Consider the following 13,240-nt stretch of genomic DNA (forward strand, 5'->3'; position numbering starts at 1 on the left):
AGTTGCATCCTTTAATGAACTATATTTTTCTTCTGTTTCGCTTCTTTCTTTACTTCTTCCCTTTGGCATTCACTACGAAACGCACAACTTATACACTCAGAACGAAAATGACGCTCAGTATAATGCTCAGGTTGCTGTAACATTTCTTTCATTCTAGATAAATCAGCCATTCCAGTTATAATATCTTCCTGTTTCGGAATGTACTCATACTTAGTTCCTTCTATTAAATTAATAACTTCAATTTTTCCTGGAAGAACGCCGAAAGCTTTATAACTGAATACTGTCATTAGCTTCTGACAAAGAGCAAGCATTTCCTCATCCGCATCGACAACATACTTTTTAATTACAAACGACTCAGCATTCCACTCACCAACTTCAAATGTCAATGACATGTGGACACCTAACTCTTCCATATATGTTTGAAACTTCTCGTATAAAAACAATGGTGGTGTCTGACTATCATCCCTTTCAACAAACTGTAATAAGTGATCCGTTAGCTTCGCTAATACAATATAGTACTCCGTCTTCGAAGCAAACATATTAATCCTTACTTTTTTCCAATACTTTTCTATTAATATTAAAAGTACAATTTTCGTTTGTTGACCCGCAGGTAGCGTGTAATACTCGTTAATAATTTGATTCACAATCATTTGCGCTATTTGTTGCCATTCAAATGAAGAAGGTTCTCTTCTTTTTATATGACGAAAATAAAATTTATGCGGACACCGCATAAAATCATACAAATGATAATCTGTCATCGTTTTGATTGAGATTTTCTCATGCACTTGCTCTTCAGCTCCCTTCTGCCATTAAGAAAGGTGTTTTACAAATTTAGCTCCAAACTGTAAACATTTTTCTACATCTTCATCTTCTGGCGTTAATTCTACTTTTAGTCCTTCTAACACAACTGCTGCTCCGCGCTCTTGTAGCTTTTCTATTAAAATGTCAACCGCCACTCCGTATTTCGGATAAGCCGAATCACATGATCCGAATACGGCCGCTTTTTTCCCAGTTAAATCAATAGAATCCATTGCATCATAAAAATCTAAGAAATCATCAGGAAGATCACCATCTCCCCATGTGTATGCACCTAAAATAATTCCATCATACTGTTCCAATATAGAAGCTTCTGGTGAATCCATAATATCAATAACTTCAATTTCATTTTCTGTTTCACGAATTACGCCGGCAATATGGTCAGCCATTTCCTCTGTATTTCCACTCATACTTGCAAAAATCATTACTAACTTACTCAACTGAACCTCTCCCTTTACTTTGTATCTCTTTTTCTGTTTGAATGCTCTTCTTCTCATCTACATATTCAGACCGAATTACATTTCGTTGCCATTCCATATGCTGATCAACATCTTTATTTTTATCTTTTAATCCCCTCCGTAGAAGGTGAAATTTTTTTCTCATTAACATGTCGCATCCATCCTATTGATAATAATTATCAATTTCAACTATATTTAGATTAATTGACATTGATTATCAATGTCAACAACTATTTTAAAAAAAATGATTAAAATGTACAAGCTTGTCCGTTAGCTATTCATATACTATAAATGAGCATAGTTCTTTCTCAGCCCTCTCTGACGGAAAGAAATAAAAGCAACTGCGATAGAGCGCAGTTGCCTTTTTTTGTTTTTCTATGATTTTAGTAATCTTATAGTAGTCTCTAAGAATAGCTCCACTCCACAAATTAATGCTGATTCATCCACGTCAAATTTCGGATGATGATGTGGATAACAAGTATATATATTTTCATTACCTGTTCCTAATTTAATGAAACAACCGGGTGCTTTTCTTAAATATGCTGAAAAATCTTCCCCACCCATAGAAGGTTCAAGCTTAACAACACGCTCATTCCCAAACAAATGTAGTGCACTTTCTTCTACTACTTTCGTAATATATTCATCATTAATAACAGGATCATATCCATATCGATACGTATATGTATAATCTCCTCCATGTGCTTTTGTAATTCCTTTCACGATTTTCTCAATTTTTTCTTCCGCTTCTATTCTTAATGTTTGATTAAAAGAACGTACAGTTCCCATTAAAGTTGCTGTACTTGGAATAATATTATCAGCCATTCCCCCATGGAACTGCGTAACTGAAACGACTCTTTGCATGAAAGCACTTGTATTTCTTGATACGATATGTTGTAAATTTGTAATAATCTGTGCTCCGATAGCAATAGGGTCAATCGTTTCTTCTGGCCGCGCTGCATGTCCTCCTTTGCCTTGAATCTCAACTGTAAATACGTCTGGAGCTGCCATCATTGGCCCATACGCAATACCTATCTTTCCGCGCTCCAATCCAGACATAACATGTAAACCTATTACATAATCAACACCGTCCATAACGCCCGCCTCGACCATTTCTTGTCCACCACCAGGGTATGCTTCTTCTGCATGCTGAAAGAATAGACGAATTTCCCCTACAAACTCTTCCTTCATATTTGATAACATCTCTGCTGTACTTAATAAAATAGCTGCATGAGCATCGTGCCCACATGCATGCATCACTCCTTTATTTACAGACGTATAAGATTTCCTTGTCTCCTCTTGGATTGGTAAAGCATCTATATCAGCTCGAATCGCAATCACTTTCCCTTGCTTCACGCCTCTTTTAATTGCTAGTACACTATACTTCGTCGGTCTCGTTACTTCAAAAGAAGAAAACGAGCATAATGTATCATATATAAATTGCGAAGTTTCTTTTTCATGAAATGATAATTCCGGATACTTGTGGAAATGTCGTCTCCATTTTATAATGTTTTCTTCTGAAATAAGATCCTTCCAAACCCTCGTCATTAGAGATTCCTCCTTTTAAGAAACTTTAGGAATTCATACATTAACTATGAAAAAATGCAAACAAATATTGCATTTCTATACATTCTCTCAGGGCAATTTTATACATTCACACAATCCACTTCCTATTTACATATCAAACCCATTACAAATTCATGCTGAATGTAATATAATTGCTAAGTTAGGGATTTTCTTTTTTAGTATTTAGTGCTAATATCAGAAAAGAGCCTTTTGACTTATTTTTACCTAAAATGTGGGATTTTGTTTTTTTCACAATAATGTAGGACATGATACCTACAAAGAGCTATTATTTCATTAAGAGAGGGAAAGACATGGAAAGATTAAAAGAGATATGGTCTCGACCACTCACACAATGGGTTGCAAAGACGGTTTATTATCTTGCAATTTTATTTGCATTACTTTGGTTGTATGGATTCCATGATACAAACACAAGTACATTTATTTACAATGAATTCTAGGGTGGGAACGTTATGAAGTTATTAGAACTAATTGAAAAGTGGGCTATTGAAACGCCTGATCAAACTGCTTTTGTTTGGCGAGATGCGAAAATTACGTACAAACAATTAAAGGAAGATTCTGATGCGTTAGCACATTGGATTTCTTCTGCGTATCCAGATGATCGTTCACCAATTATGGTGTATGGCCATATGCAACCTGAAATGATTATTAACTTTTTAGGATGTGTAAAAGCTGGACATGCTTATATTCCTGTAGATTTATCTATCCCAGCTGATCGTGTACAACGTATCGCTGAAAATTCTGGTGCGAAATTACTTTTATCGGCAGCAGCAGTAACTGTAACTGATTTACCAGTTCGCATCGTAAGTGAAGACAACTTAAAAGATATTTTCTTTACTCATAAAGGGAACACTCCAAATCCTGAACATGCGGTAAAAGGTGATGAGAACTTCTACATTATTTACACATCAGGAAGCACAGGTAATCCAAAAGGGGTTCAGATTACTTATAACTGCCTTGTTAGCTTTACAAAATGGGCTGTAGAAGATTTTAACTTACAAACAGGGCAAGTATTCTTAAACCAAGCACCTTTCTCATTCGATTTATCTGTCATGGATATTTACCCATCATTAGTAACAGGTGGTACACTTTGGGCAATCGATAAAGATATGATTGCACGTCCAAAAGACTTGTTTGCTTCTTTAGAGCAATCGGATATACAAGTATGGACTTCGACACCATCTTTCGCAGAGATGTGTTTAATGGAAGCTTCTTTCTCTGAGAATATGCTACCGAACATGAAAACATTCTTATTCTGCGGTGAAGTGTTACCAAATGAAGTAGCTAGAAAATTAATTGAGCGTTTCCCAAATGCAACAATTATGAATACGTACGGTCCAACAGAAGCTACTGTCGCTGTAACAGGTATTCACGTTACAGAAGAAGTACTTGATCAATACAAATCACTTCCAGTTGGCTATTGTAAATCAGACTGTCGCCTTCTTATTATGAAAGAAGATGGCACGATTGCACCTGATGGTGAAAAAGGTGAAATCGTAATTGTCGGTCCAAGCGTAAGCGTTGGATACTTAGGAAGCCCTGAATTAACAGAAAAAGCATTTACTATGATTGACGGTGAGCGTGCCTATAAAACAGGCGATGCTGGCTATGTAGAAAATGGTCTTCTATTCTATAATGGTCGTCTTGATTTCCAAATTAAGCTGCATGGTTATCGAATGGAATTAGAAGAAATTGAGCATCACCTTCGTGCGTGTTCTTACGTTGAGGGAGCAGTTATCGTTCCAATTAAAAAAGGTGAGAAATACGATTATTTATTAGCGGTTGTTGTTCCTGGAGAGCATTCGTTTGAAAAAGAATTCAAATTAACATCTGCAATCAAAAAAGAACTCAATGAGCGATTACCAAACTACATGATTCCACGTAAATTCATGTATCAATCTTCTATTCCAATGACACCAAATGGAAAGGTAGATCGCAAAAAATTATTGAGTGAGGTTACAGCATGACCGCATATGGATCATTTTATTTTTTCGCTATAGTGGGCATTTTATTAATACCTACTATCATAGCTGGATTAAAAGGTAAAATGTTGCGTAAATATAATGCCGTTTTAACATTAGTCATGCTTGCTATTATCTTCTCAGATAAACCAAAGCAAGCAATGATGTTAGCTGCATTTATTATTTGGCAATATGCCCTTATTAAAGGCTATTTAATTTTAAGAAAACAAAATAATAGTACATTCACATTTTGCATAGCTGTTATTTTATCGATTTTGCCTCTTATTTTGGCAAAAATCGCACCATTTGCATCGTTATTACCTGAGTTAAAACTTGTTGTTTTTCTAGGTATATCTTACGTAACATTCAGAGCAGTTCAAATGGTATTTGAAGTTCGTGATGGTTTAATTAAAGAGCTTTCTTTCTTTAACTTCTGGGAATTCGTTTTATTCTTCCCTGCGATTTCAACAGGACCTATCGATCGTTACCGAAGATTCCAAAAAGATATTCAAAAGCCGCCTAGTGCTGAAGAATATCAAAATTTACTATATACAGGACTAAATCGTATTTTCCAAGGTTTCTTGTATAAATTTATTATTGCTTACTTAATAAAGCAATATTGTATGGATCCAGCATTCGCTCAACACGATACAATCTTTTCAAATATGATTTACATGTATAGCTATAGCTTATATCTATTCTTTGATTTTGCTGGTTATAGCTCTTTTGTAATTGGTGTAAGTTATATGATGGGAATTAAAACGCCAGAAAACTTTAATAAGCCATTCCTTAGTCGTAATATTAAAGACTTCTGGAACCGCTGGCACATGAGTTTATCATTCTGGTTCCGTGATTTTATTTACATGCGTTTCGTCTTTTTTGCAACGAAGAAAAAGTTAATTAAGAACCGTTACACAATTTCGTATATCGGTGCATTTTTAAACTTTTTCATTATGGGAATTTGGCATATCCAAGGAAGCGCTGTTGCGCAGTATATTATTTATGGTCTATATCATGCCGCACTGTTTATTTTATTCGATATTTTCGAACGAAAAAACAAGAAGCATAAGTTTTGGCCAAACACTAAATTTACACGCATCCTTGCGATTGTAATTACGTTCCACGTTGTATGTTTCGGTTTCCTAATCTTCTCTGGACACCTTAACAGATACTTTTAATGCACCCTTCTTATTCCATTAAGAAGTTGCACATATAATATATTTCGGATATAAAGGAGATTTTAAAAATGGCAGAATTCAAAGAGCAAGTATTAGATATTTTAGAAGAAGTATGTGAAAACGATATTGTGAAAGAAAACTTAGATGTTCAATTATTTGAAGAAGGTATCCTTGATTCTTTCGCTGTAGTATCTTTATTAGTTGAATTCCAAGAGCGTTTAGATATTGAAGTTTCTATTTCTGATTTTGACCGTGACGAGTGGGCTACACCAAACATGGTTATTAAAAAGTTGGAAGAAATCCGATGAACAAAGCAAAATTTGGTCCGATGCTTTTAGCATTGGCCCTTTTTGCTGTATTCTTACTTATTCCAACGCGCTTCCTACTTCCACTTTTAAGTGATGAAAAAGTAGAACAAGCTGCTACTTCTTTAAAAGAAGAAAAAATTCAAAGTATGATTTTACAGCAAAAGATGTTAGCAAATCCAAAATATCTTCCGATGTACGGTTCATCGGAATTCGCACGTATGGATGCTTTCCATCCATCTAATTATTTTAAAGTAAAGCCTGAAGGGTTCACACCATTCCTTCTTGGACGCGGCGGAACACAAGACCTTGTACATGTGTTAAACTTCGCATCTACAATGGATCAATTGAAAGATAAGAAAATGGTATTCGTTCTTTCTCCGCAATGGTTTGTACCACAAGGTATTGATGAAACGCACTTTGCACCTAACTTTTCAAAGCAACAAGGTTACCATTTCATTTTCAACAATGATTTAAAACCTGAAATGAAAAAACAAATTGCAAAGCGTTTATTAAACTTTGAGATTGTAAAAAAAGAAACTTTATTAAAAATTTCGCTTGAAGGCATTGCTTATGATGATACGAAGTATAAAGTAAAAGCACTTGCTGCTAAACCTTTCGCTTATATTTATCGTAACATTTTAGATCGTAAAGATTTATTTACAGCTATGTTTAATATTAAACCGCACAAAGAAAAGCTTGATCCTTCATTAAAACAAATGAACTGGGAAGAGGCTCGTAAACATGCGGATCAAACAGGTGCAGTAGAATCTGGATCTAATGAATACGGTATTGAAGATGATTATTTCAATAGCAAAATTAAGAAAAAATTAAAGCAACGTGAAGGTTACTTAAAAAATGATGCTTATGACCAATCGCCAGAATATGAAGATTTACAAATTGTACTTGATTTATTAAAACAATCTGGTGCAAAACCGCTCTTCATTTCTGTTCCTGTCAAAGGTCCTTGGTACGACTACGCTGGCTTCCCGAAAGAACGCCGCGAAGCATACTATAAGAAAGTTCATGAGCAAATCGAAAAAGCTGGTTATCCAATTGCCGACTTCTCAAATCATGAATACGATAAATACTTCTTAAAAGATCATATGCACTTAGGTTGGAAAGGCTGGGTTTACATCGACGAAGCCATCCAACAATTTTATAAAGCAAACTAATGAAAAGACCGCTTGAATTACTCAAGTGGTCTTTTTGTATATATTTTGTAATTGCTCGATTGCATTCTCCGCTTCTTTCATAACTCGCTCCACTACATGCTGAGCTGATTCGATTCGTGCCAACGATGCTGCCTGTCCTGCCCAAAGTGACATATATTCTTCCTTATTTTGCTTCGCTGCCTCTTGGCGTATTTTAGAAGTTAATACGTTTTGCACTGGATACATCGGAAGCCCTTCTTCTTTTCCTTCATGTCTCTCTATAAATTCATTCCGGATACCCCGTGCATATTTCCCGGAAAACGCACGAGTTACCGTTGTGCTCGTATCTGTACTATGTAAAACCGCTTCTTTATACACATCGTGCGTAATACTCTCTTCACTTGTTAAAAAGGCCGATCCCATTTGAACACCTTCTGCTCCTAGTGCCAATGCCGCAACAAGCCCTTGTCCGTTCATTACACCACCTGCTGCGACAATTGGGATATGCGGAACAGCCCCTACTAACTGAGGTACTAACGCAAAAGTACCAATCATAGCATCTCGTTCTTTCCCAATAAACGTTCCTCTATGCCCTCCTGCTTCGCTACCTTGTCCGATAATAATATCTACTCCTAGCTCGGCAAGTACTTTCGCTTCCTTCACATGGGTAGCTGTTCCGATAACTTTTATTCCACTTCTTTTTAAATCATTTATTTCTTCTTTTTCTAACGTTTGAAATGCAAAACTAACGACCGGTACTTTTTCATCTAATAGCACTTGTAATTGTTCCTTATAGCTTTTTGGAAGCTTTAACGTTCCTTCTACTTCTATACCTAATTCTCTATTCACTCCGCTTAGTAATACTTTCGCCTCATTTACCTTCTCTTCTTCTATTTGTATCTCTTTCGTTACAAGTAAATTAACACCGAAAGGCTTATCTGTTAGTTCTCTTATTCTATAAATCGCTTCACAAATTTGTTCTGGGCTCATATAGCCCGCTCCAAGCGTCCCTAATCCTCCGCTATTACTTACTGCTGCAACGAGTTCTGGCGTCGTAATCGCGCCTGCCATACCGGCTTGAACAACGGGATACTCAATTTTTAATATGTCTGTTACTCGACTTGTAAACATCATTTTCCCTCCTATTTCCCTTATATCTTCTTTATTTGATAAGCTTTCCCCTGCTTTTGCAAGGGTTGAACTTCATATGAAGCGAATATATTGAAAGATAAGGAGGCTGAGCTTAATGATTTATCCAAATGCATTAAAACAAGGTGATACAGTAATGATTATTGCACCATCTGGTCCACCTACAATCGAAAATGTATTAAAAGGTGTGAATGTATTACAAGAGATGGGGTTATCCGTAATAATCGGGAAGAGTGTTTACGAGAAATATGGATTTTTAGCCGGAAGTGATCAATTTCGGCTTGACGATATACATGAAGCATTTACAAATAATGAAGTGAAGGCAATTTTTTGTGCACGAGGTGGTTATGGAAGTGCTCGTCTTCTTCCTCACATTCAATATGAAGTTATTAGGCAGAATCCAAAAATCTTTTGGGGATATAGCGATATTACAGCTTTACATACTGCTGTTTCACGTTATGCAAAGCTTATAACATTTCATGGTCCGATGATTGAAGAACTAGGAAAAGGTATTGATTCCCTATCTTTATCCTCTTTTAATCAGCTATTCCATCCGTATTCAACCATTTTATGTGCATCAGAATGTATCGTACCTAGCTCTCACAGTACAGTTACAAGTACGTTAGTTGGAGGAAATTTAGCTGTGTTAACAAGTATAATTGGCTCGCCCTACGAGATAAATACGGACAATACACTTTTATTACTTGAAGACATTGGTGAAGAACCGTACCGCATTGACCGTATGTTAAATCAGCTACTTTTATCTGGAAAGTTTAATGAATGCAGGGGCGTTATTTTCACAAGTTGTCACGACTGCACTCCTTCAAAGCCATCTCAATCATTGCAAACAATATTATATGAATATTTCGCACCATATCATATACCTGTCCTATTCGGTTTACCAATTGGACATATAAGTCCAAACATCGGTATTCCACTTGGAGCTACAGCGACAATAAACACAAATAATAAAACAGTCTCTATTTCTTCTGGTATAGCCACTCCATGTTCAAATTAAAAAGGAAAAGCGATTACGCTTTTCCTTTTACTTATAATAATTAAAAATTCGTCCAGATGCGATATCTGCAATTTCTTCTGGAATAAATGTTTTACTTATATCAGTGCCAACATTTAATACAGCTGTAGCATCTTTCTCAATGCTACCAAATAACTCTTTCCCACGTATCGTAATAAGGGGCGTTCCTTCTGGCAACACATCTTTTACAAATTCCATTTGTGTAAAGAACGGAACGATCCATCTACCTTCTCCTTGGAAATGACGCAAACGAAGTATTCCTTCTGTTGCCCCGTCCTCTGCTTCTAGTGAACCAGCAACATAAAACTCAGTAGATAAGAGCAATTCATAAAATTCCTTTTGCTTCTGTTTATCATCCCCTGCTACAACAAGTACCTCTTCTAATTTCTTTACTGAAATTTGCTCCATATGATGCCACCCCTATTTCAAAATGATTGTACTTAGATTATACGAAATATTCTTATTTTTTTCTACATAATTCGCAATTATTTTTTCAAAATAATTTTAATGCTTCTTTTGTCGTCACAATCGTAGCAAACTCTTCATGTAAATTTACAAGTGTCATATTGTGAATATCTTCTGCACTATACTCTTTACCATCTAAACCTTTACGGTTAAAAGTAGCCGTTGCATCACTCACTAAATACGTTGTAAATCCTAAATTCCCTGCCATTCGTGTCGTAGTTTCCACGCAATGATTTGTCGTTAATCCTACAACTACTACTGCATTACATTTGTCCTCTCTTAATTGCTCTTCTAAATTCGTCCCAATGAACGCGCTGTTAACGAATTTCTGAATAACCACTTCACCAGGTAGTGGTTGCACTTCTTCTTTAAAGTTTACCGTTTCCCCTCTCTCATAAAACATTGACCGAGCATCTTCTTTATTTACATGTTGAATATGAAAAACTGGTCGTTTCCTTTTCCTCCATTCTGCTAACAAAATTCTCATGTTTTCTTCAGCAAAAATATTATTTCTCTCGCCCCAATCTTGTAATTGAAATGCCTTTTGTACATCGATTATGATAAGTGCTATTTGATTTGTCATCATTTCCTCCTTAATTTGGCTGTAATTGAAATAGAAAACCAAGTTGTTGTGACGCAGTAATAAAGCAAACATAGGCGCAAAGCTCTACAATTTCTTTTTCTGTCCAATATTGTTTTAATGCGTGAAACATAGTATCATCTATCGCTTTTCGGTCATGAACAAATGTATGCGCAAAAGTAACGGCTACACCAATCTCCTCTGCCTTTTGCACATCATCAGGTCTTCCCTTTGCCATACAGTACGGACATTCATTCCCATACGCTAATGTTCTTCTCACTTGCTCCTTCAACTCTGCTGAAAGAATTCCTTTATTGTACAGTGTATCCTCTAACGTACTCCACGAATGTAATATATCCGAATTATGCCCTAATAACTTTTGAAACTTTGTATCTCCTACATTTGATAATGAAATTCTCTCCATCATTTCCCCTCCTATTTCCTTCTGTTTTATTGTAAAATAAATAACGTTCACTTTACATTTCATATGAATCTTAATTTATATTTTCCCTTTACAAAAATCATTATTTTACTGGAGGTATATTTACAAATGCAACTAGACCGTATTGATCGAAAAATTTTAAATGAATTATATAATGATAGTCGCCTTTCTATGCGTGAATTGGCGAAACGAGTAAACTTATCTGCTCCGTCTACTGCAGAACGTGTTCGTAAACTTGAAAGTGAAGGCGTTATTCAAAAATATACAATCGATATCGACTATAAAAAAGCAGGACTAGTTTTAGATTGTATTTTAGAAATCACTTTAAAAAATGGTGATACAACACGTATGCAACAGTTTATTCAGTCTTATCCATCTGCAAGTTTTTGTTACCGAGTAACAGGAAGCTTATGCTACATTGTAAAAATTTCTGTTCCTTCACTCGTTGAACTTGAAGAATTTATCAATGATGTTTCTTCATATGCAACGACAGTTTCTCATATCGTATTATCAGAAGTATCTCTTACTCCTGATATTGAACATATCTTCCCAGAAGATTAATTTATTTTTATTCATAAAATATAAAAAAACCCCTTACAATAAGAATAAAAATAATATATTATGTATTAAAATACATAAAGTTCGAGAAAGGGGCTTTACATTGAAAATCTGGTTTTATGAAAAAACGGCACAATTAGATGACTTACTTGGTATTTGGGACAATGTTCCAACCATCCCGCGAATTGGTGAAAAAGTGGAGATTTTAAAGACGGTCCGCACTGTTACAGATATTAAATATGTAAAGAACGGTAATAATTTCCGTGTGGAAATTATTACAAATTAAAAAGTAGCTCCTAAGGAGCTACTTTTTAATTATCTATTATGTGCTTTCTTTATAACGATTTTATCTTCTTCTACTGATACTGTTACATAATCATTTTCTTCTAACCGAAGCTTATTTACAACCTCATCTGGTAACTCTATGGCCATCAATCTATCGGTTATGATCACTTGACTATACACTTCATTTTCTTGTGATGCACTCAATACTTTTAGCTCATTTATAAACCGTACTGGTGGCACGCCAACTTCTTTTACTGTACGCCATTGTTTCCAAATGTAAGGAATTAACCAAAGTAATCCGACAATCGTAAGACCGATACCAATCCATAAATTACTTTGCGCTTGTAATTCAGTAATTGAGATTGTACCACTTTCTTCTCCACCGAAAAATTGCATACTTGTTGCAATCAAATTATTTAGAGCGTGCACAGCTATATTCGTCCATATATTTTTTGTCTTTATGTATAAAAGACACATAACGACACCAAACATGAACGCACCAATAACATCAAAATGTCCTAGGCCAAAAATAATTGAAGATATAATTACAGCTTTTTTAATTCCCCATTTATGAGCCATTCGCTGTAAGAAAAATCCCCTAAAAATAACCTCTTCCATAATAGGTGCTAACACACATGCTGAAATGAAAGTAAATATCGTCATATATACGTTACTCGTATTAATAACATTTCCGTCTTCTAGCATAGTAACTAAGAAATTCGGTAACGTATGTGCTAATATGTAAAATTGAATCTGAGATATGCCAACTGAAAAAATCATCCCCATTATCGTTGCTAATACAATTAATCCCCAAGATAAACGTCCTGGCTTATCAAAAAAACTGTTAAATACAACATTATTTTTATTTGTTTTTACGTATAGCCAAAGTAACGGAAATACAAAAAATACAGTTATTTGTGAAATAACCTCCATCGTATTCTCAGAAACATTTGCTAGACCTAATGGTATCATTATAAGGAACACCCCTATAATCATCCATCCAAAAAAGCTACGTAGCCTTATACGTGAAAATGCATAGTGCATATAGAACACCCCCAAAGATAGTAAAAATAAAACTTTAATCAGTACTTTATAGGCAATCCTTTCCCTATAAATAGCAGGATAACTAAATTATAATATGAATATAGTTGAAATCCTTCCTATTTTTCTCAAATCATTTCAAACAGCATAGCTCTTAAAATACCATATCGCTGTTCTTCAAGTTGCAATCCAAGTGAAATTTATGTAATAAAAATCCCCGTTTTTACAAGC

At 35.2% G+C, this 13,240-nt stretch carries 17 protein-coding genes; 8 read left to right on the forward strand and 9 right to left on the reverse strand.

Annotated features, from left to right (window positions below; translation table 11 throughout):
- Nucleotides 1-11: 11 nt before the first annotated feature.
- From N2V92_RS27930 to N2V92_RS27945, 4 genes are all read right to left on the reverse strand, one after another.
- Complete coding sequence (locus N2V92_RS27930) at nt 12-785, reverse strand: hypothetical protein (protein ID WP_000544580.1); 774 nt, start codon at nt 783-785, stop codon at nt 12-14.
- 24 nt (nt 786-809) lie between these two features.
- A complete protein-coding gene (locus N2V92_RS27935) occupies nt 810-1,256 on the reverse strand; it encodes a flavodoxin (RefSeq protein WP_000041154.1) in 447 nt (148 codons plus the stop codon).
- A complete protein-coding gene (locus N2V92_RS27940; RefSeq protein ID WP_000929009.1) occupies nt 1,249-1,425 on the reverse strand; it encodes a hypothetical protein in 177 nt (58 codons plus the stop codon). The genes N2V92_RS27935 and N2V92_RS27940 overlap by 8 nt, the downstream gene beginning before the upstream one ends.
- A gap of 224 nt (nt 1,426-1,649) precedes the next feature.
- Nucleotides 1,650-2,819 carry an amidohydrolase gene (locus tag N2V92_RS27945; RefSeq protein ID WP_000199091.1) on the reverse strand — a complete coding sequence of 390 codons (1,170 nt, stop codon included), beginning with the start codon at nt 2,817-2,819 and terminating at the stop codon, nt 1,650-1,652.
- 329 nt (nt 2,820-3,148) lie between these two features.
- Between N2V92_RS27945 and N2V92_RS27950 the strand changes: the two genes are divergently transcribed.
- The 5 genes from N2V92_RS27950 to dltD all read left to right on the forward strand — a co-directional run bounded on the left by N2V92_RS27950 (nt 3,149) and on the right by dltD (nt 7,474).
- Complete coding sequence (locus N2V92_RS27950; RefSeq protein WP_000440293.1) at nt 3,149-3,295, forward strand: teichoic acid D-Ala incorporation-associated protein DltX; 147 nt, start codon at nt 3,149-3,151, stop codon at nt 3,293-3,295.
- 12 nt (nt 3,296-3,307) lie between these two features.
- Complete coding sequence (gene dltA, locus N2V92_RS27955) at nt 3,308-4,822, forward strand: D-alanine--poly(phosphoribitol) ligase subunit DltA (protein ID WP_000770495.1); 1,515 nt, start codon at nt 3,308-3,310, stop codon at nt 4,820-4,822.
- Nucleotides 4,819-5,994: a D-alanyl-lipoteichoic acid biosynthesis protein DltB gene (dltB, locus tag N2V92_RS27960; RefSeq protein WP_000127955.1), complete on the forward strand. Its 1,176-nt coding sequence runs from the start codon at nt 4,819-4,821 to the stop codon at nt 5,992-5,994. Before dltA ends, dltB begins: the two co-directional genes overlap by 4 nt.
- 68 nt (nt 5,995-6,062) lie before the next feature.
- Nucleotides 6,063-6,302 (forward strand): D-alanine--poly(phosphoribitol) ligase subunit DltC, encoded by a 240-nt coding sequence (gene dltC, locus N2V92_RS27965; protein ID WP_000807310.1) that lies wholly within the window; start codon nt 6,063-6,065, stop codon nt 6,300-6,302.
- Nucleotides 6,299-7,474, forward strand: a complete 1,176-nt coding sequence (gene dltD / locus N2V92_RS27970; RefSeq protein ID WP_001030287.1) for a D-alanyl-lipoteichoic acid biosynthesis protein DltD — start codon at nt 6,299-6,301, stop codon at nt 7,472-7,474. The genes dltC and dltD overlap by 4 nt, the downstream gene beginning before the upstream one ends.
- Before the next feature lie 21 nt (nt 7,475-7,495).
- On the opposite strand, the gene N2V92_RS27975 is transcribed toward dltD, so the two are convergent.
- Nucleotides 7,496-8,584, reverse strand: a complete 1,089-nt coding sequence (locus N2V92_RS27975; protein WP_000495272.1) for an NAD(P)H-dependent flavin oxidoreductase — start codon at nt 8,582-8,584, stop codon at nt 7,496-7,498.
- Nucleotides 8,585-8,699: 115 nt separating this feature from the next.
- On the opposite strand from N2V92_RS27975, the gene N2V92_RS27980 reads away from it, so the two are divergent.
- Nucleotides 8,700-9,620: a S66 peptidase family protein gene (locus N2V92_RS27980; protein ID WP_000640061.1), complete on the forward strand. Its 921-nt coding sequence runs from the start codon at nt 8,700-8,702 to the stop codon at nt 9,618-9,620.
- 27 nt (nt 9,621-9,647) lie between these two features.
- On the opposite strand, the gene N2V92_RS27985 is transcribed toward N2V92_RS27980, so the two are convergent.
- The 3 genes from N2V92_RS27985 to N2V92_RS27995 all read right to left on the reverse strand — a co-directional run bounded on the left by N2V92_RS27985 (nt 9,648) and on the right by N2V92_RS27995 (nt 11,107).
- The gene (locus N2V92_RS27985; protein WP_000435265.1) at nt 9,648-10,046 is read right to left on the reverse strand and encodes an SseB family protein; all 399 of its coding nucleotides are present in this window, start codon (nt 10,044-10,046) and stop codon (nt 9,648-9,650) included.
- Nucleotides 10,047-10,131: 85 nt separating this feature from the next.
- Nucleotides 10,132-10,686 (reverse strand): cysteine hydrolase family protein, encoded by a 555-nt coding sequence (locus tag N2V92_RS27990; protein WP_000184442.1) that lies wholly within the window; start codon nt 10,684-10,686, stop codon nt 10,132-10,134.
- Nucleotides 10,687-10,696: 10 nt separating this feature from the next.
- Nucleotides 10,697-11,107 (reverse strand): carboxymuconolactone decarboxylase family protein, encoded by a 411-nt coding sequence (locus N2V92_RS27995; protein WP_000439752.1) that lies wholly within the window; start codon nt 11,105-11,107, stop codon nt 10,697-10,699.
- Between the two features lie 126 nt (nt 11,108-11,233).
- On the opposite strand from N2V92_RS27995, the gene N2V92_RS28000 reads away from it, so the two are divergent.
- Both N2V92_RS28000 and N2V92_RS28005 read left to right on the forward strand, forming a co-directional pair.
- Nucleotides 11,234-11,686, forward strand: coding sequence for an Lrp/AsnC family transcriptional regulator (locus N2V92_RS28000; RefSeq protein ID WP_170264804.1), 453 nt, complete (start codon nt 11,234-11,236; stop codon nt 11,684-11,686).
- A 100-nt stretch (nt 11,687-11,786) separates the two neighbouring features.
- On the forward strand, nt 11,787-11,969 hold the full coding sequence (locus tag N2V92_RS28005; RefSeq protein ID WP_000707107.1) for a DUF3913 family protein: 183 nt from the start codon (nt 11,787-11,789) through the stop codon (nt 11,967-11,969).
- Between the two features lie 29 nt (nt 11,970-11,998).
- Here the strand turns inward: N2V92_RS28005 and N2V92_RS28010 are convergent, their stop codons facing one another.
- Nucleotides 11,999-13,012 (reverse strand): CPBP family intramembrane glutamic endopeptidase, encoded by a 1,014-nt coding sequence (locus tag N2V92_RS28010; protein WP_000558811.1) that lies wholly within the window; start codon nt 13,010-13,012, stop codon nt 11,999-12,001.
- Between the last annotated feature and the right edge of the window lie 228 nt (nt 13,013-13,240).

The sequence above is a fragment of the Bacillus sp. CH_48 genome (assembly GCF_038008465.1).
Lineage (GTDB): Bacteria > Bacillota > Bacilli > Bacillales > Bacillaceae_G > Bacillus_A > Bacillus_A thuringiensis_S.